General features: G+C 59.7%; 20 protein-coding genes. 5 read left to right on the top strand and 15 right to left on the bottom strand.

The features are described from left to right. Positions 1 to 49: 49 nt before the first annotated feature. Positions 50 to 742 (bottom strand): YafY family protein, encoded by a 693-nt coding sequence (locus GS614_RS09980; RefSeq protein ID WP_171726153.1) that lies wholly within the window; start codon positions 740 to 742, stop codon positions 50 to 52. Positions 743 to 848: 106 nt separating this feature from the next. On the opposite strand from GS614_RS09980, the gene GS614_RS09975 reads away from it, so the two are divergent. Beyond that, positions 849 to 1,040: a hypothetical protein gene (locus tag GS614_RS09975; RefSeq protein ID WP_170345624.1), complete on the top strand. Its 192-nt coding sequence runs from the start codon at positions 849 to 851 to the stop codon at positions 1,038 to 1,040. A 2-nt stretch (positions 1,041 to 1,042) separates the two neighbouring features. Here the strand turns inward: GS614_RS09975 and GS614_RS09970 are convergent, their stop codons facing one another. After that, complete coding sequence (locus tag GS614_RS09970; protein ID WP_171119888.1) at positions 1,043 to 1,690, bottom strand: RluA family pseudouridine synthase; 648 nt, start codon at positions 1,688 to 1,690, stop codon at positions 1,043 to 1,045. A 96-nt stretch (positions 1,691 to 1,786) separates the two neighbouring features. On the opposite strand from GS614_RS09970, the gene GS614_RS09965 reads away from it, so the two are divergent. Further along, positions 1,787 to 2,197 carry a nuclear transport factor 2 family protein gene (locus GS614_RS09965; RefSeq protein ID WP_171726152.1) on the top strand — a complete coding sequence of 137 codons (411 nt, stop codon included), beginning with the start codon at positions 1,787 to 1,789 and terminating at the stop codon, positions 2,195 to 2,197. Positions 2,198 to 2,199: 2 nt separating this feature from the next. Continuing rightward, complete coding sequence (locus tag GS614_RS09960) at positions 2,200 to 2,910, top strand: SGNH/GDSL hydrolase family protein (RefSeq protein WP_171331718.1); 711 nt, start codon at positions 2,200 to 2,202, stop codon at positions 2,908 to 2,910. Here the strand turns inward: GS614_RS09960 and rarD are convergent. The 13 genes from rarD to GS614_RS09895 form a co-directional block, all read right to left on the bottom strand. Further along, positions 2,901 to 3,806, bottom strand: coding sequence for an EamA family transporter RarD (gene rarD / locus GS614_RS09955; RefSeq protein ID WP_171119891.1), 906 nt, complete (start codon positions 3,804 to 3,806; stop codon positions 2,901 to 2,903). The genes GS614_RS09960 and rarD overlap by 10 nt on opposite strands. Positions 3,807 to 4,068: 262 nt before the next feature. Next, entirely contained in the window at positions 4,069 to 6,522 is a 2,454-nt protein-coding gene (locus tag GS614_RS09950; protein ID WP_171726151.1) for an FAD-dependent oxidoreductase, read from the bottom strand. 89 nt (positions 6,523 to 6,611) lie between these two features. Continuing rightward, positions 6,612 to 7,589, bottom strand: coding sequence for a GlxA family transcriptional regulator (locus tag GS614_RS09945; RefSeq protein WP_171205295.1), 978 nt, complete (start codon positions 7,587 to 7,589; stop codon positions 6,612 to 6,614). Positions 7,590 to 7,594: 5 nt separating this feature from the next. After that, positions 7,595 to 8,488 (bottom strand): homocysteine S-methyltransferase family protein, encoded by an 894-nt coding sequence (locus GS614_RS09940; RefSeq protein WP_171726150.1) that lies wholly within the window; start codon positions 8,486 to 8,488, stop codon positions 7,595 to 7,597. Positions 8,489 to 8,499: 11 nt separating this feature from the next. Further along, positions 8,500 to 9,552 (bottom strand): alcohol dehydrogenase family protein, encoded by a 1,053-nt coding sequence (locus GS614_RS09935; RefSeq protein ID WP_171726149.1) that lies wholly within the window; start codon positions 9,550 to 9,552, stop codon positions 8,500 to 8,502. A 12-nt stretch (positions 9,553 to 9,564) separates the two neighbouring features. Then, a complete protein-coding gene (locus GS614_RS09930) occupies positions 9,565 to 10,041 on the bottom strand; it encodes a cupin domain-containing protein (protein ID WP_171726148.1) in 477 nt (158 codons plus the stop codon). Positions 10,042 to 10,056: 15 nt separating this feature from the next. Further along, on the bottom strand, positions 10,057 to 12,504 hold the full coding sequence (locus tag GS614_RS09925) for an FAD-dependent oxidoreductase (RefSeq protein WP_171726147.1): 2,448 nt from the start codon (positions 12,502 to 12,504) through the stop codon (positions 10,057 to 10,059). Between the two features lie 15 nt (positions 12,505 to 12,519). Further along, on the bottom strand, positions 12,520 to 12,900 hold the full coding sequence (locus GS614_RS09920) for a GFA family protein (protein ID WP_171726146.1): 381 nt from the start codon (positions 12,898 to 12,900) through the stop codon (positions 12,520 to 12,522). Positions 12,901 to 12,904: 4 nt separating this feature from the next. Next, entirely contained in the window at positions 12,905 to 13,528 is a 624-nt protein-coding gene (locus GS614_RS09915) for a LysE family translocator (RefSeq protein WP_171726145.1), read from the bottom strand. Continuing rightward, a complete protein-coding gene (locus GS614_RS09910; protein WP_171726144.1) occupies positions 13,528 to 14,097 on the bottom strand; it encodes a helix-turn-helix domain-containing protein in 570 nt (189 codons plus the stop codon). Before GS614_RS09910 ends, GS614_RS09915 begins: the two co-directional genes overlap by 1 nt. Positions 14,098 to 14,430: 333 nt before the next feature. Continuing rightward, a complete protein-coding gene (locus GS614_RS09905) occupies positions 14,431 to 15,180 on the bottom strand; it encodes a hypothetical protein (RefSeq protein WP_171726143.1) in 750 nt (249 codons plus the stop codon). Between the two features lie 141 nt (positions 15,181 to 15,321). Then, on the bottom strand, positions 15,322 to 15,777 hold the full coding sequence (locus tag GS614_RS09900; protein ID WP_171617253.1) for a GAF domain-containing protein: 456 nt from the start codon (positions 15,775 to 15,777) through the stop codon (positions 15,322 to 15,324). A gap of 72 nt (positions 15,778 to 15,849) precedes the next feature. Next, positions 15,850 to 17,022, bottom strand: a complete 1,173-nt coding sequence (locus GS614_RS09895; RefSeq protein ID WP_171726142.1) for an acetyl-CoA C-acyltransferase — start codon at positions 17,020 to 17,022, stop codon at positions 15,850 to 15,852. Positions 17,023 to 17,124: 102 nt separating this feature from the next. On the opposite strand from GS614_RS09895, the gene GS614_RS09890 reads away from it, so the two are divergent. Together GS614_RS09890 and GS614_RS09885 are read left to right on the top strand one after the other, a co-directional pair. Continuing rightward, the gene (locus GS614_RS09890) at positions 17,125 to 17,463 is read left to right on the top strand and encodes an STAS domain-containing protein (RefSeq protein WP_117872067.1); all 339 of its coding nucleotides are present in this window, start codon (positions 17,125 to 17,127) and stop codon (positions 17,461 to 17,463) included. Between the two features lie 21 nt (positions 17,464 to 17,484). Next, a complete protein-coding gene (locus GS614_RS09885) occupies positions 17,485 to 17,934 on the top strand; it encodes an ATP-binding protein (RefSeq protein WP_152459248.1) in 450 nt (149 codons plus the stop codon). Positions 17,935 to 18,095: the final 161 nt, after the last annotated feature.

The following is an 18,095-nucleotide window of genomic DNA, read 5'->3' as shown; positions in this document are numbered from 1 at the left end:
GCTCAAGCAACAATGCGGTGAAGTCGGCGAATACCCGCCAAACGCGTATTCAAACCGTTTCAACGAACACTTCTGCATTCTGTTGCTCCTGCCAGAGCTCGCGCAATGACCCGCTTTGTCCTGAAAAGCTATCTTCGGTGCATTCACTGGACCAGATACGGTCGGTGCGGAAATGGCGAAACCCGTTGCGCAATTCGCACCAGCCTGCCAGCATCGTGCATTCGATGTGATAGATCAGCGCCACAGGGCGCACGACCCGAACCGTGCGTTCGCCTTCGCCATCTTCATAGGTGATACGGATTTTCCGCTCTGCCCTGATGGCTTCGCGGTAATGCGCGATCGAAACGCAACCCTTGTTTGGATCATCCGCCGGGGCACCCCATGGGGCAACCTGCAACCAGTCAGCAGGGCAGTGCAGCGCGTCGATCTTCTGGCATATCCGGCTGGCGGCCCTTTGCAGTTGACTGTCGCCGGTACGCGCAAGAAGAGACAGGCCAACCCACAAGGCCTCAACTTCTTCTGCATCGAAATTGAGCGGCGGCAGATCGTAGCCGCGCCGCATCACGTACCCGATACCGGCCTCACCTTCGATGGGCGTCCGTTGCGCCTGCAACTCGGCAATATCCCGATAAACCGTGCGCACGGACACCTCCAACCTTGCGGCCAGCGCCTCTGCCGTGACCGGAGCGCCCGCAGCCCGCAGGATCTGGATGATTTCAAACAATCGGGTCGAACGGCGCATTGCATCCTCCTGTCAACATGCTGACATCCTAGCACACCCCACTGACAAGAGGGTGTCAGGAATGATGGGCCAGATTGGAATGGCATCGAAAGAAGGAGCACGAAAAATGCCATACCTCGACACCCATGTCATGATGACGCTCAGGTTGGGGCAATGGTCTCAGGACCATACCCTGCGCGCCTTCGAGATCGAGCGCGAAATCGCCATGGCTCGGCAGTGCAAGCAGCCCGTTTCAAAAAAACGATCCAGACGATTTTCGTTGGGAAATCTGAAGATGCTCTGGACCAGCACGGCCTGAGATCAGAACTCGGGCCGGGCCCGAAACTTCATCGAAACCCCACCTTCCGGGTGTTTCAGACGCAGTTCTTCTGAATGCAGCATCAATCTGGGGAAGTCCAGCGCATCGCCTGTCGCATAAAATGGATCGCCCAGGATCGGGTGGCCCAGCGCCTGCATGTGAACGCGAAGTTGATGAGACCGGCCCGTTTTGGGAAACAGACGCACACGCGTCGTATCGCCTTCGGTCTTCACGACACGCCAGTCCGTCACGGCAGGTTTGCCCGTCGCATGGCAAACCATCTGTCTGGGCCGGTTGGGCCAGTCCACGATCAGAGGCAAGTCCACGGTGCCGGTCTTGGGTTCCAGCTGCCCCCAGACACGGGCGATATAGGTTTTGCGGGTCTGACGCTGCTCGAATTGCATGCTCAGGTTGCGCTGCGCGTGCGGTGTCTGGGCAAAGACCATGACACCGGACGTGTCCCGGTCCAGCCGATGAACCAGCAGGGCCTGTGGAAATGCATCCTGCACCCGGGTCAACAGACAATCTGACAGATGCGCGCCCCGCCCCGGAACCGAAAGCAGGCCCGATGGTTTGTTCACCACGATCAGCTGTGCATCTTCATGCAACACATCCAGCGGGGTTTGAGGGGGATCATAGGTGTCGCTCATGCAGGGTGCCTATCCCAGCTCGTGACCTCCCGCAACGTCGTCCTTGCATGCCCGCCCATGTTCGGTGACCTTCTCTTCAAAAGTGGAGGAGATGCCATGCACCCGACAATTGAACGCATGCAAGAGGTTGTCGCAAAAGGCGATGAGACCTTGATCCACCAGCTCCTGGCCGAAAATGTGCAGTTCCTGCCGCCCACATACTACAGCACCTGGACAGGGCGCGCACCGGTCGCTGCCGTTCTGGGGCATGTCGGGCAGGTGTTTTCAGATTTTCGTTATCGGCGCGCCATGGGCGACGGGAAAGACTGGGCATTGGAGTTTCAATGCAAAGTCGGTGATCTGGATGGTATCGGCGTGGATCTTGTTACGTTGAACGACGATGGGTTGATCCAGGTTTTCGAGGTCGTCATGCGCCCCTACAAAACGGTAGGTGCCTTGCGCGATGCAATGATGGCGCGGGTCATGACAGACGCTCGTTTTCTGGAATTCAAAAACGCGCTGAGCTGACAATGCCTCGTTCACTGGCTGCCGATCAGATTTTGCGGGTTCCGTTGCTTCCGGTGCTTGCCGCGCAGGGCCTATCGGTACGCAGGAACGCGCAGTTGCTGCCGGAACCGACTGGCCCGCGCGAAGGCCGCACAGGGCGCGGGCCGCGTCTGCGGCTTCTGATCACCGGTGACAGTTCGGCAGCCGGAGTGGGCGCAGGCACGCAGGATCAGGCGTTATCCGGCCATCTGGTCAACCGTCTGGCCGGGCACTATGCGGTCGAATGGCGGCTGGAAGCGACAACCGGGCACACCACCCAGGACACGATCGAGCGTCTTTCGCAAATGGAAGGCGAATTCGATGCTGTCGTTACGGCACTCGGAGTCAATGATGTCACCCGGGCTGTGACACGCCAGCAATTTGCGCGCCGCCAGACCCGCCTTATCCGCTTGCTTTCAGAAAACCTGGGGGCTCGTCGCATCGTCGCAACCGCAGTCCCGCAGATGAACAGGTTTCCGGCCCTGCCTCAGCCGCTGGCCTGGGTGCTTGGATGCCAGGCTGCGCGCCTGGATCAAGGGTTGCAAGAGGTTGCGGCTGCATTCCCGCATGTTCAACACCTGCCACTCGACCTGCCGGACGATCCGGCATTGGCTGCACCGGATGGCTATCATCCCAGCCCCCGGGCGTATGCGCTTTGGGCGGATGCAGCCGCGCGCCTGTTGCTTCAGGCCTGACCGCGCGCCTGCCGGATCATAGGGATCGAGTAAACGACCAGAGCCGCCCAGATCAGTGGGAATGCAATCATCCGGCCCGTGTCTATCTTCTCGCCGAACAGGGTTATCGCTGTAATGAAGATCATGGTCGGCGCGATGTATTGCAGGATGCCCATCGTGGACAGGCGCACCAGTTTGGCGCCGTTTGCATAGACCAGCAACGGCACCGCCGTCACGACCCCTGCACAGGACAACAATAAGGTGTCCGACATCGCGACACCGAAATGACCAGTGCCCCGCACACCCAGAAAGGTGACATAGACCAGTGCCGGAATCAAAAGGATCAGGACCTCAAGCAGGAAACCCTGGTTCGGCCCAATCGGCAGCGAGCGCTTGAAGAACGCGTAGAACCCCCAACTGATCATCAACCCAAGAGCCGCCCAAGGCAAACGACCGGCTTCCACCACAAGTACTACCACACCCAGCGCGGCCAATCCGACCGCGAACAATTGTGTCCGTGTCAGGGGTTCCCTCAACAGGATTGCCCCCAGCGCGATACTGAATAGGGGGTTGATGTAATAACCCAACGCCGCATCCAGTGCGTTGCCCGTGGAAATGGCCCATACGTAAATCGCCCAGTTCACGGAAATAAGCGCTGCTGTCAAAGCGGCCATACCCAACATCTTCGGATTGCCAAGCGCGGCCTTCAGATCCCGGGTTCGGCCCAGGACAACCAGCAACAACCCGGCCACAGGCACTGACCAGATAACACGGTGCGCTACAACCTCAACCGCGCCCATATGATCCAGCGCTTTCATGTACAGAGGCAAGAACCCCCACAGGACATAGGCCGTGACTGCCAACGCAAGCCCCTTTGGTGTGTCCGTGTTCTGTGAAGGTAGAAGCGTGTCTGCCACATCGGGTCTCCGGTTGATACCGGTTCGGTTTAAGGCAGAAGTGAACGGGTTGAAAACTCTGAAAACAGTGAAGTGTCACATAACAATGTTTGATGAGTTGTCAGACCACGCTTCTTAGGTGAGGTCTGAAATGCGAGGCTCTGCCTCGCGCTCCGGGATATTTGTGGCTAGATGAACAAGGGACCCGCTCTTCATCTGGCCGAAAATATCCCGGGGGAGTCGCCGAAGGCGGCGGGGGCAGCGCCCCCACCAAACCCCGTGGTCACACCTTCACCCGTTCGGACTTCGGGTCATACATCGGCTTGAGCGACGCCTCGACCCGAACTTTCGTGCCACAAACGTCGATCTCGTAAGTCGAGGCCAGAACGTCCGCGGCTTTTTCCCCTTCGCAGGGCACGTAACCCAAACCGATGGCGCCACCCAGCGTGTGGCCATAATTGCCCGAGCTGAGATAGCCTACATACTCGCCATCGCGGATGATCGGTTCATTGTGGAACAGCAGCGGCTCGGGATCGGTCAGGCGGAATTGCACAAGGCGCGATTTCGGGCCGCTTTCCTTGCGCGCGATCACCGCCTCGCGGCCGATGAAGTCGCAGCCCTTGTCCACCTTGACGGCAAAGCCCAGCCCCGCATCCACCACGTGATCTTCGCAGGTGATGTCATGGCCGAAATGGCGGAAGCCCTTTTCGATCCGGCAGCTGTCCATCATGTGCATGCCACAGAGTTTCAGCCCCATGCCCTTCCCCGCATCGTGCAGCGTTTCAAAGACGTGGCCCGCCATGTCGGAGGAGACATAGATCTCCCAGCCCAGCTCACCCACATAGGTGACGCGGTGGGCGCGGGCGAGGCCCATACCGATCTCGATCTCCTGCGCGGTGCCGAAGGGGTTTGCCGCGTTCGAGAAGTCGTTGGGCGAGACTTTCTCCAGCAAGGCCCGCGAGTTCGGACCCATCACCGCCAAAACGCCTTCACCCGCCGTGACGTCGGTGATGACCACGTTGAAATTGCCCGAACGACGCATCATCCAGGTCTGATCCGCCAGGCGCGTCGCCGCCGGGGTGACCACCAGATAGGCGTTCTCGGAAAGGCGGGTGACGGTGACATCCGCCTCGATCCCGCCGGAACGGTTCAGAAACTGCGTGTAGACGATCTTGCCATTGGGCACGGCATAGTCGCCGCCACCGACATAGTTCATGAACTTCTCGGCATCGGGGCCCTCGACCCGGATCTTGCCGAAGGAGGACATGTCGTAAATGCCCACGTTTTCGCGCACAGCGCGGTGTTCGGCGGCCGAGTTCTCGAACCAGTTCTGACGCTTCCAACTGTAGTTGTATTCGCGCTCCTGCCCTTCGTTCGCGAACCAATTGGCGCGCTCCCACCCGGCCAGTTCACCGAACACGGCACCGTGTTCATTCAGGTGGTGGTGGAATGGCGTCCGGCGCACGCCGCGCGCGGTGGCTTTCTGGCGATAGGGGTAGTGGTCGGCATAGAGCAGGCCCAGCGTCTCCTTGGACCGTTCGAAAAGATACTGCTTGTTGCCCTGGAACGGCTGCATCCGGCTGATGTCCACATCGCCCAGGTCAAAGGGTTTTTCGCCGCTGTCCATCCATTCGGCAAGCGCCATGCCCGCGCCGCCCGCCGACTGGATCCCGATCGAGTTGAAGCCGGCGGCGACCCAGACATTGTCCATCTCGGGCGCAAGGCCAAGGTGATAGGCGTCGTCGGGCGTGAAGGACTCAGGGCCGTTGAAGAAGGTGTGGATGCCCGCCTCGGCCAGCATCGGCATGCGGTTGCAGGCGGCTTCGAGGATCGGTTCGAAATGGTCGAAATCCTCGGGCAGCTGATCGAACTCGAAACTGTCTGGGATGCCCGCCATCGCCCAAGGCTTGGCGTTGGGCTCGAAGGCGCCCAGCAGGATTTTCCCGGCGTCCTCCTTGTAATAGGCGCATTCATCCGGCACCCGCAGCACCGGCAGCTGCGTCAGGCCGTCGATGTTCTCGGTCACGATGTAGAAATGTTCGCAGGCGTGCAGCGGGACGTTTACGCCCGCCATTCGGCCAACTTCGTGCCCCCACATGCCGGCGCAGTTGACCACCATGTCACACTCGATATGGCCCGAGGCGCTGCCGTCATCGGCCACCCAGTCCACGCCGGTCACGCTGCGGCCCTGTTTGACGATATCGGTGACCTTTACCCGTTCCTTGACGATGGCGCCGCGCTGGCGGGCGCCCTTGGCCAGAGCCAGCGCGATGTTGGCCGGATCACCCTGCCCGTCCAGCGGCAGATAAACTGCACCCTTGACGCCCTCGAGATTGATATGCGGATACAGTTCCTGCACGCGCTCATTCGAGATTTCTTCGACCTCGACGCCAAACGCCCGCGCCATCGCAGCCTGACGATAGATTTCCTCTTTGCGTTCCTCGGTCAGCGCCACGGTGATCGACCCGCAGCGCTTGAAGCCCGTGGCGACACCGGTTTCCTCTTCGAGTGAGCCATACAGCTCCTGACTGTACTTCGCCAGCTTGGTCATGTTTGCGGTGGCGCGCAGCTGTGCGATCAGACCCGCTGCATGCCAGGTGGTGCCACTTGTCAGCTGCTTTCGCTCAAGCAACACGACGTCTTTCCAACCCTTCTTGGTCAAATGATAAGCGACCGAGCATCCGATGACGCCACCGCCGACGATGACCGCTCGGGCCTTGCTGGGAAGATCAACCATCCTGAAATCTCCGCTGTGTCAGGTTTGGCATAGGTTGCCACGGAAGATCGACAACAAATGCACCAAAAACGTCACGAAATCCGCAGTTTTCACCGATGTGATGCCGCTCGCTTTTGCCGACGTACGACAAAGGGCGTGACCCCGAAGAAGCTTTTGTAAACAGACGAAAACCCGTTCGGAAAACCACAGGCCAAACCAATTTCGCGTACGCTCATCGTGGTGTTCAGCAACAGGTTATTTGCCTTGGCCAGTCGCATTTCCCGGTAGAATCCGTTGGGAGTGGTTCCAAAAAAGGTTTTGAACTTACGCTCGAGGGACCGGTTCGACAGGTGCAGCGATTCGACGATCTGATTGATCGGCAGGGGGTCTTCGATATTGGCCTGCATAAGCTTTATGCACTGATCCAGCTTCGAATCGCCTGTCGCCGTCAATTTGGCGCCCGAGAATGGCTGCATCGAAGCGAAATCGCGGATATTCTCATGCAGCATGATGTCGGCCACGGTCATCTTCGCAGGCCCCGAGATATGGCGCCCGATCACCGCCAAGGCGATATCCGTCGTGGCCTCCATCCCGGCACATGTCACAACCGCGCCCTTTTCGGTTGCGATCGACAGTTTGGCTTCGAACCGGGCGCCGCGTTCCCGCAGGAACGATGCGTTTTCCCAATGGGTTGCCAGGTCGGCTGTTCCCTGCTCGTCGATATAGCGGCTGGCGGCTTCGGCCAGCAGGAACACCTTGGCGTCCCGGAAGGTATAGTCCGACACCACCCGCCCCAACGACAAATCCGGATGGTCCGGGTCTGAATTGCCGATTACGAACAGGTAATCCGCCCTCGGCTGTGACGGCACCGCTTCTGTTTGAACCACGGCGTTACTGCTGCTGGCAATCGGGCCACCTTTGAGCGAGCGATAGGTGAAGGTGAACGGAGGGCTTGGGCATACGCGGTTGGCCAGCCTCAATACCTCTACCAACGACGCCAGCTCCAACAGCACGAAACCCGGCGCGACAAGGATGTCGAAATGCCGGATGGCCTGTTTTGGAGCGTCCGAAGTAGATTCTGCCGCCATTTTCTTCAAACGATGTTATGACCGGCGGCCCGCAACCGGTTCGCCAGTTCTTCGATATGATCCGGCCCGATTTCGCAGCACCCGCCAACAATCGTTGCCCCCTGATCGATCCACCGCATCACCTGATCCGCATAAGGCCCGGGGCCAAGGTCATGCCGTTCTTGCAGGGCATCCACGGTCGGCGCATCCTGAAGGAAGCCATCCGAAATATGCGTGAAACCATTGGCGTAGGCCCCGTATGGCCGATTCACGCCGGACAGAACCTCCAGCGCCGCCGGGATCGCCTCGGGGCGGGAACAGTTGATCAACACGGCATCGGGTGAAAACTCTTCCACCAGCGGAGCAATGTCCGCCAACGCTTCGCCGGACCTGAGAAGGCTGCCATCGTCATCATTGACCGACAGGGACAGCCAAACCGGTTTTCCGCATCCGGCCGTGCCACGCATTGCGCCCTCGGCTTCCTGTATCGAAGATACGGTCTCGATCAGAAACAGATCGACCCGCGCGGCCATCATGGCCACAAGTTCGGCGAACTTTTCAGCCGCGTCCGCAGGGTCCGGGTTAAGGTCGGGGCGATATGAAGCGAGCAATGGCCCCAGTGCACCCGCAATCCGCCCCCCGGTTTCCGTTCGGGCACGTACGGCCTGTGTCAGGGCGGTGTCGATCAGGGTAGGCATATGATCCTCCATCCCCACCCGCACCAGACGAGAGCGATGGACGGCATAAGTATTGGTTGTCGCGACCGTCGCACCCCGGCTGAAATAATCGCGGTGCACTTCCGCGACCAAATCGGGGTGATCGATCATCACGCGCGTCGACCACAGCGGTGTCGCCCGGTCGCCACTGCGTTTTACCAGTTCCTGCCCGATAGAGCCGTCCAAAAGAGTGATATCCGCCATGTCATTACTCCTCAGGGCACCAATACCAGTTTTCCCGGAAGAGTCTTTGACTGAAAATCAGCCTGTGCAATACCAATATCCTTCAACGGATAGGTCCGGGAAACCAGTGGCTTGATCCGTCCGGTATTCACCAGTTCAACAAGACGGTCAAAGACTTCGGGCGCCTGGTGCGTGCACCCATGTATGGTGATGTCGCGCAGATATATGTCCCGCAGATCAGCTTCGACAATCGGGCCTGCTATTGCCCCCGAAACGGCATAGTGCCCGCCGGATTTCAGGGAAAGGATCAGCGATGGCCAGGCCGGGCCACCCACAACGTCGATCACCACATCGAACATATCCTGCGGAAGCGGGTCGTTCCGGTCAAACGTATTCTCGGCCCCCTGGGATTTCACGATCTCGGCTTTCGTGCCCGCTGTTACAGCCCAAACCGACGCCCCGCGCAGGGCGGCCAGTTGCACCGCCGCCAGCCCGACGCCACCCGAGGCGCCGGTGATCAGCACCTTGTGCCCGGCAGTCACGCCTGCGCGGGTCAGCAGGTTTTCCGCCGTCCCGAAGGCGCAAGGAATGGCGGCGATTTCCACATCCGAAAGGGGCGAGGCGCTGACGTCATAGAGATCATCGGCTTCAACCAGGCAGTACTGCGCAAAAGCCCCGTCGATTTCGGAACCCAGCGCAATGAAGCCCTGCGGGTTTCCCGGGCGCGGGCGCGGCAGGTTGATCGGGCAGGTCACGCGTTGCCCCGGTTTGAACCCGGCACCCGGCCCGATCTGCTCGACTATGCCGCAAAGATCTCCGCCTTGAATGCGGGGAAAGGACAGCGCGCCGCCCCAACCGCCGGCTTCGACCTCTTGGTCAACCGCGTCCGTCGCGCCGGTGACGTCCGAGGAATACCATCCGATCCGCGTGTTGATGTCGGTATTGTTGACGCCCGCCGCAACCACGCGGACCAGAACCTGCCCGGGCCCGGGCACCGGAACCGGAATATCCTTACGCCATTCCAGAACTTCGGGACTACCGTGACCGGTCAGATAGACACCGCACATCGTCTTTGGAGCATTCATTTCGCTGGCTTCTCAGGTCTGGTCATCGGGATGGTGCGGAACCGGCCCCATCGGCACGATGTCGTAGCGGGCATTCAGATCGTCCATCTTGGCCTCGTCCTCAAAATCTGCCTGGGTCATGGTTGCCAGTTCCGCAAGGAAACCGTCAAACCCGGAGGGTTGAAAGATCATGAGCATTCGTGCCGGTTTGTTGTCGGCGACGCGGCAGGCATGCGGCACACCCGGCGGAACATGCATGGTGGTGCCCGGCGTGCACAGGTGCCAATCTCCGTCGACGTAGAAATCCACGGCGCCCTCGAGAAAATAGAAAGTCTCGGCGTGGCTGTCGTGGCGATGAAGGCCAAGCGCGAAGCTGGCCTTCAAGTTGTCTTCCATCAGGGTGTACGCCCCGCCCGTGTCCTGACCGGAAACCTTCACGAAGGTATGGTCGTTCTCCCAGTCATAGTTGGGACCCTCACCGGGTCCCTGCTTGGAATATCGCGGGCGCATATGGGCCTCCTTTTGTCAGGCGCGCAGCCGCTCGTTTGCGGGATCCCACAGCGGCTGATCCTCCTGTACCACGGCGCGGCACTTCTGGCCGTAGATTTCCACCTCGAGCTCGGTACCTGGGTTTGCAAGTTCTGACTTGATCATACCCAGCGCGACGGACTTGCCGACACGATAGCCCCAGGCGCCCGACGTGGTTTCGCCCACGATCTGATCGCCCTGCCAGATGCAGGACATGTAAGGCGCATCGCAGTCACCGGCCTCGACGACCAGCGTAACGAAAGACTTCTTCACTCCACGCTGCTTTTCGGCCAGCAACGCGGCCTTGCCCGGGAAGTCCTGCGGCTTGTCGAACTTGACGAAGCGCTCCAGCCCACCTTCCAGCAGCGAGTAGTCGGTGCTCAGATCGCCCTTCCACGCGCGGTATCCCTTTTCGATGCGCAGGCTGTTCAGCGCATACATGCCAAACGGCTTGGCCCCGGCGGCAAGGATCGCGTCATAGATCGCGGGCATGTGCTCGTTCAACGCGTGCACCTCCCAGCCCAGTTCACCGGCGAAGGACACGCGGATCAGGTGCGCAGGCTGTCCGGCCACGGTGGCGGCCTGATGGGTCAGCCAGCCCAACGAAAGGTCGGCATCGGTCAAGCCCGACAGGATCTCGCGCGATTTCGGCCCGGTCACGATCAGCGTGTCGCGGGTGGTAGTCACGTCCTCGACGGTGACGCCCGCGGGCATCGCGTTCACAAGGATGTCGCGGTCATGCCATTGCGCGGTGGCGGCGGTGATCATCACGAAGTCATCCTCACCCAGGCGCATGCAGGACATCTCGGTCAGGATGCGGCCGCGATCGTCGGCGATGTAGACCAGGTTGATCCGGCCCACCTTGGGCAGGCCACCGGTGACCAGCCCGCGCAGCGCCTCGGCCGCGCCTTCGCCCTTGACGACAAACCGCGAGAAACCCGGCAGGTCGAGCACGCCGCAATGGTCGCGCACGGCCTCGCATTCTTCCTTGATCCGCTGCTCCCACGGGCCGGACCGGCCCCAGGTGTGGGTGCTTTCCTCGGAGGTGTCATCGCCCGGTTGCGCGAACCAGTTGGCGCGCTCCCAGCCGTTGTAGACGCCCATGACGCCGCCCAGTTCCTTGACCTTGGCGTGAACCGGCGACAGCTTCTTGTCGCGCGCGGCGGGCCATTCATGATGCGGGAAGTGCATGGCGTATTCGTTGCCGTAGACCTCCATGCCCTTCTGGTTGCAGTAGTCCTGATCGGTGTAGTCTGTATAGCGGCGCGGATCGACGGCCCACATATCCCATTCGGTGGCGCCATCCACGATCCATTCGGCCAGCACCTTGCCAGCGCCGCCGCCCTGGGCGATGCCGAAGGTGAAGGTATGCGCCTCGAAGGCGTTCTTGACGCCGGGCATCGGGCCAATCAGCGGCAGGCCGTCGGGCGCATAAGGGATCGGCCCGTTGATCACGCGGCCCACGCCCGAGGTCGCCATCAGCGGCACCCGCTCCATCGCGTCGGTGACGATGTCCTCGATCCGGTCCAGATCGTCGTTCCACAGCTGGAAGCTGAAATCCTCGGGCATCGGGTCGTCCTCGGTCATCCAGTGGCCCTTGCAGTTGGGCTCGTATGGGCCAAGGTTGAAGCCGTGCTTTTCCTGTCGCAGGTAGTAGGAGATATCCACGTCGCGCAGCAGCGGCAGCTTGCCACCGTTTTCCTTCGACCAGGCCTCGACCTCGGGGATCTCGTCAGTCAGCAGATACTGGTGGCTCATGACCATCGCTGGCACGGTGCGACCACCATAAGGCTTGAACCATTCACCCACACGCTGCGCGTAGTAGCCGGCGGCGTTGACGACATAGTCGCAGTCGATATCGCCCTTTTCGGTGTGGACGGTCCAGGTGCCGTCGTCATGCTGGCTCACGCCTGTGGCAGGGCAGAACCGAATGATCTTCTGGCCCATGTCACGCGCGCCCTTGGCCAGCGCCTGCGTCAGCTGCGCCGGGTCGATGTCACCGTCGGTCGGGTCATACAGGACTCCCTCAAGATCATGAGTTTCCAGGAAAGGGTAGCGTGCCTTGGCCTGCTCCGGCGTCCACATCTCCATCGGAATTCCCTGATAGCGACCCATCGACATGGCCCGCTGGAACTCCTGCATCCGTTCCTTGCTGTGCGCCAGACGGATCGACCCCGAAACATGGTAGTTCATCGGATAGTCGACCTCTTCGCCCAGACGCGAATACAGCTCGGTCGAATAGCGCTGCATGTTCATAATCGCCCACGAGGTCGAAAAGGTCGGAACGTTACCGGCCGCGTGCCAGGTCGAGCCTGCGGTCAGTTCGTTCTTTTCCAGCAGAACGCAATCGGTCCAGCCTTTCTTGGCCAGATGATACAGCGAGGAAGCCCCCACCACACCGCCACCGATGATGACCACGCGGGCTTTTGTCGGAAAATCACTCATGTGTCTTGGTCCCTGTTACTGTGCCCGTTGGGGCAGATCGTCCGTGATGTCGTAATAGTCGCCCTTGTCAGCCACAAAGATGTGCTTCGAGAGCTTTAGGCCCGTGGGGGCATCGAATGCGCCCATGGAAATCGAAATCGTGTCCTCTTGGTTATGTTGCCAGAAGAGAAACGAGCCACATTTGCTGCAAAACCCGCGCCGTGCGATGTCTGACGCCCGGAACCATTCCAGCGTGTCGCGGGCCGAGAAACTCAGGTTGTCCTGATGGGTCGTGGTCGAGGCCCAGACATGGCCGGATTGCTTTCGGCACTGCCCGCAATGGCAGATCGAAGGCGGAGAAAGGTCTCCGTCGATGGTGAAAGCAACTGAACCGCAAAGGCAGGACCCGCTGTACATAAGACTACCCCCTTGCCGCAGGCGCTGTGCTGGTTCCCAACAACACGCCGTAAATTATGAAACAGGCCGCCATCACCCGGCGCACCCAGATATTGAACACCGCGCCCAGCGCCGCCTTGCCCATCAAGGCGCCCAACACGGTGAAACCGGTATAGCTGAGCGTGGTGATGATCAGCGCGGTTGGCATGATCACGACCATCTGCTGCCAGATCGGAACCTCGGGCTGAACGAATTGCGAGAACGCCGCGAGATATCCGGCGACACTTTTGGGGTTGATCGTGGCCACTGCCAGCGCGTGCAGGTAAACGTGCCGGGCCGGGCGCTCTGAAACCGGTGCGGGCTTTGTTGCGTTCATCCACCCCCGCACGCCCAGCCAGATCAGAAAGCCCGCTCCGACCAGCTTGGCCATGAAGAAACCGGTCGGAGAAGCGGCAATCAGGGCTGTGACGCCCAGCGCGGACAGGATCAAAAACATGCTGGCCTGTGTCAGGATGGCCAATACACCCATCATCGCCTTTGGAAATGGCAGGCTCATCCCGTTCGAGATGCAGTTGACCGCGTTCGGCCCCGGAGTGGTGACGAATACCACCCAGAACAGCGCGAATATGGTCCAGGCCTCAAACGACATCAGTACACCGGCGGAGCAATGACCCAGATGGCCACGGCAGGCTCATCATATGGGTTGGCCCATTGATAAGGTTCGTGTTTGATCCGAAAGCTGTCACCAGGCCCCACCAGGAATTCACGCGCCCCGATCGTCAGGTTCAATCGACCCGAGATCATATAGCCCACTTCCTGCGTCGGGCGATTGGCTGGCGTCTGCATCCGTGAATGTGGCTCGAAAGTGGAATGCACCATTTCGAAATCATCGGTCAGATCCGGCGACAGCAACTCTTCGATCAGCCCTTCTTCGCCCGACCCCATCGGGCGACGCGACCCGGCGCGCACAACGTAGCCCTGTTCGTCTGCGGGGGCAGCGGAATGCGCAAACAGCATCGACATGGGCACGCCGAGGCATTCGGCAATCTGGCGCAGGTCCGAGATTGAAGGCTCGGACAAATCGCGCTCAACCTGGCTCAACCAACCGACAGAGCGATCCAGCCGAGTTGCAATCTCGGTCAGGGTCAACCCTCGGGCCTTGCGCAAGGCCCTCAGGTCAGCACCAAGGGTCGCGCTTTGGGGGGCTTGGCTGTTCACAGGCCGCTCCGAATCTCATGAAATTCTTCCTTCGTTTTTCACGATGAAGCAAGACGGTGAAATTTCCAAGCGTTTTTTCACGCCCGGTTTCAATGGGGTGTCGATCCTCATCGTGTGCGAAAGACAGAATTGAGGACCAGCAGGCGCACAGGCCCCTGAAACACCAGAAAAACCGCAGGGGCGCAGCAGCCGGATTTCAGTTTTTGCCGTACAAGGGCTTCATTTCAAAAAGACAGCACATATCGTTCCCCCGTCGCGCTGCGGCGACATGGGAAACCCTTCGCGACAGAGATAGTTTTGGAAAAGCCTGAATCGTGCAAAGCCCGCCCGGCTTTAGAATTGAAGGCCGGCAAAAACCTTCACTTCATCCAACACATGTTGAGGCCAGCGACGGGTGAAACTGTCGGCGATCGTTTCGCGCTTTTCCGGCTCAAGCCCGGCAAGCAAGCTGGGAAATCGGCGGCGATTTCTGGGCAGCGTCCACATTTCGATGCCGTTTTCGAAACAGTAACGGGCAAAACGCACGTCGACGAACTTCTCGCTGCCTTCCATGTATTCCAGTGTCGGGAACATCGACCCGGACACCATGACGGTTCCGGTTCCCAACTGGTGTACCCTGGTCGAGTAGGTCAGCCGTTGGTTCATACGCAACAACGTGCGCTGCCGTATCGACCTGGGCGTCGGGTTTGTGAACGTCGTGGCATGATAGCCGAAGACACGCTTTTCCAGTCCGACGCCCCGCGCCCGGCGTATGGTCTGACGGACATAGTTGTCCGCATATTCGATATCATCGTCGACCAGAAAAACGGTATCTGCCGGATCCGGCTGGAAAATGAACTTGCCGACATCCTTGTAATCCCGGTCAGGGATCACGGCGGTGACGTTGTCGAACTCGCCCAGAAAATCGGGAACTTCCTGATATTCGTTCAGGCAGATGAAAACCCTGTCGACTTGATGCGCGATGCTTGCCACCGAATGGGGCAATACGCCGATGCGATCCGGGAATGTCGCCATATGGGCGCGTCTGATCCCTTTTGGAGGCGCTTCATCCGCGACCGTCGGATTGATGTCAGACTCTTGCATCCCTGAGAAACACCCCAAAACGAAACTTCGCTATGGATTTTGATAGGAGATCGCTTCAAAGCCTGCAAGACGAAGTCAGCCGGGCCGTACGATCGCCCGGGAATCCCTTGGGTTGATGCACATCAGCAACGACCGCAACGGTCAGTGCCCGGCAAACACGGCGGTCAGAATGTCTTCCAGGTTTTGCGCATCCTGTTGCGTGAAAGCATCCGGCTGGTCGCTGTCAATGTCAAAAACGGCGATGACTTTTCCCGACGAATCCCGCACGGGCAGAACCAGTTCGGACCGGGTTGAGCTGGCGCAGGCGATGTGACCCGGAAACGCATCGACATCCGGCACCAGTTGCGTTTCGCCCGTTCTTGCGGCTGCACCGCAGACGCCCCGTTCGAACGGGATGACCAAACAACCATGCCCACCCTGATAGGGGCCGATTTTCAGAACGCCCGGTTCGGTGACACGATAAAACCCGGTCCAGTCGAAACGATCGTCGGAATGGTGAACCTCGCAGGCGACAGTGGCCATAAGAGCAACTTGGTCCGTTTCGCCTTCGGTCAGGGCCGCGATGGTTTTGGCAAGTGTCTCATAATCGGCAGTCATTGATTGCAACCCCTTCGGATGGTCGGGGGCACGGCCCCCGAACCCCCGGAGTATTTGGAAAAAGATGAAGGGTCAAACGCGTTCGATGGCAATGGCCGTGCCTTCCCCCCCGCCAATGCAGATCGCCGCGACGCCCCGTTTGAGGTTACGTTTTTCCAGCGCATTCAACAACGTAACGATGATGCGGGCACCAGAGGCACCGATGGGATGGCCCAGGGCGCAGGCGCCGCCATTCACATTCACCTTGTCTCGCGGCAAGCCCATTTCGTGCATGAATGCCATCGGAACAACCGCGAAGGCCTCGTTCACTTCCCACAGGTCGACGTCATCCTTGCTCCAGCCAATGCGTGACAAGAGCTTCTGCGCCGCCGGAACCGGAGCCGTCGTGAAAAGGCCGGGCGCCTGAGCATGACTCGCATGCCCCAAAATCCGGGCCCGAACCGTCATGCCCTGCGCTTCGGCGGTTTCTGCCGACGCAAGGACCAGCGCCGCCGCGCCGTCCGAAATCGAAGACGAGTTGGCCGCCGTCACCGTACCGTCCTTGCGGAACGCAGGCTTCAGCGTCGGGATCTTCTCGGGGCGGGCGGATTTTGGCTGCTCATCTGTCTCCAGCAGAGTTTCACCCTTTCGGGTCCGGACGGTAACGGGCGTGATTTCCTGATCGAATGCGCCATTTTCCTGCGCAGACAGCGCGTTGGACAAAGATTGCAGCGCGTATTCATCCTGTGCTTCACGGGTGAACTGATACGCCTCGGCACAGTCTTCGGCGAAAGTCCCCATCAGGCGGCCTTTGTCATAGGCATCTTCAAGGCCGTCGAGGAACATGTGATCAACCACCTGGCCGTGGCCAATGCGGGCACCGCCGCGCATCTTTGGAAGAAGATAGGGCGCGTTGGTCATGCTTTCCATGCCGCCCGCAACCATCGTATCTGCGTGACCCAATGCAATTTGGTCAAAGGACATCATAGCGGCCTTCATCCCCGAACCACACATTTTGTTCAGCGTCGTGGCGGGAACCTCTTCGCCCAATCCCGCCGCGAATCCGGCCTGCCGCGCAGGTGCCTGGCCCTGCCCCGCCGGCAAAACGCAGCCCATCAGCACTTCGTCGACCGTCTGCACCCCTGCCTGCTGCAAAGCCGCGCGGATTGCTTCGCCCCCGAGGTCAGCCGCAGCAACACCGTCAAACATGCCTTGAAACCCGCCCATCGGTGTACGGGCGGCCCCTGCTATAACAACGTCTCTCATCCGGGTTTTCCTCCTGCTTTCGGGCTCTTGAATACCGAATGGTAAGAATTGCCGTCTAGCGTATTTCTACGACTCAATTTCAGTTTGGAAGGCGGCAGGATCATGGGGCTGACCAGCAAGACAACCGGCGAAACTCAGATCATCACCGTTCATGCCGACCGGATCGATGCTGCAATGGCCATTCAGTTCAAGGAAGACATGCGCGCCAATACCGAGGACAGCGCTCATCGCGTTGTGCTGGATCTGTCCGATGTCGAGTTCATTGACTCCAGCGGTCTGGGTGCAATCGTTGCCTCCATGAAACAGCTGGGCAAGGACCGGAGGCTTGATCTGGCCGGATTGCAGCCAGTGGTCGAAAAAGTTTTTCGCCTGACACGCATGGATACGGTTTTCAGGCTTTTTGAAACACTGGATGACGCGTTGTCAGAGACAGACGCCTGACGGCAGCAGGGGATAGATGGCGTGGAGCCGATTGAAAACAAGACCTGTCTGGAATTGACCTTCCCTGCGACGGAATCAGAGGCCAGCGAGGGCATTGCAAAGCTCAGCGTCGGTCTGGCGGAACGGGGATTGCCCCCGCATAAAGCCGGTGATGTGAAGATTGCTTTGGCTGAAGCCATCAACAACGTCGTGGAACACGCTTACAATGGCATCGCTGCGGCCAAGGTTCAGGTCACCTGCAGATTGGACAGGGATCTTCTGGACATCTTGATCTCGGATACGGGGCGCCCGCTGCCTGGATACCGACTTCCGGATGGCACCCCCGCTCCGATTGGAACGGATCTGCAAGACCTCCCCGAAGGTGGGTTCGGCTGGTTCCTGATTCATCGCCTCACCAGTGATATCAGGTACGAGCGGCGCGGGGGATGCAACCGTCTGTCCCTGCGGTTTGACTTTGAACCCAACGGGTGATCGACCATAATTGGTCACAATAAGGTCATTTTCGAAACATTGTCGCGCCGCAAACAGCCGCCATACAGTGACTCGTAGCTCAGATAGCTTCCCTCGGCGCCACATATCACAGCCCCCACCCAGTGAATGGCGCCGAGGAACTTCCCATCCTGAAATCGCTG

Source organism: Ruegeria sp. HKCCD6604, from assembly GCF_013110635.1.
Taxonomy (GTDB): Bacteria; Pseudomonadota; Alphaproteobacteria; order Rhodobacterales; family Rhodobacteraceae; genus Ruegeria.
The sequence above is the reverse complement of the archived record's forward strand: the minus strand, read 5'-3'. Positions and strand labels throughout refer to the sequence as shown.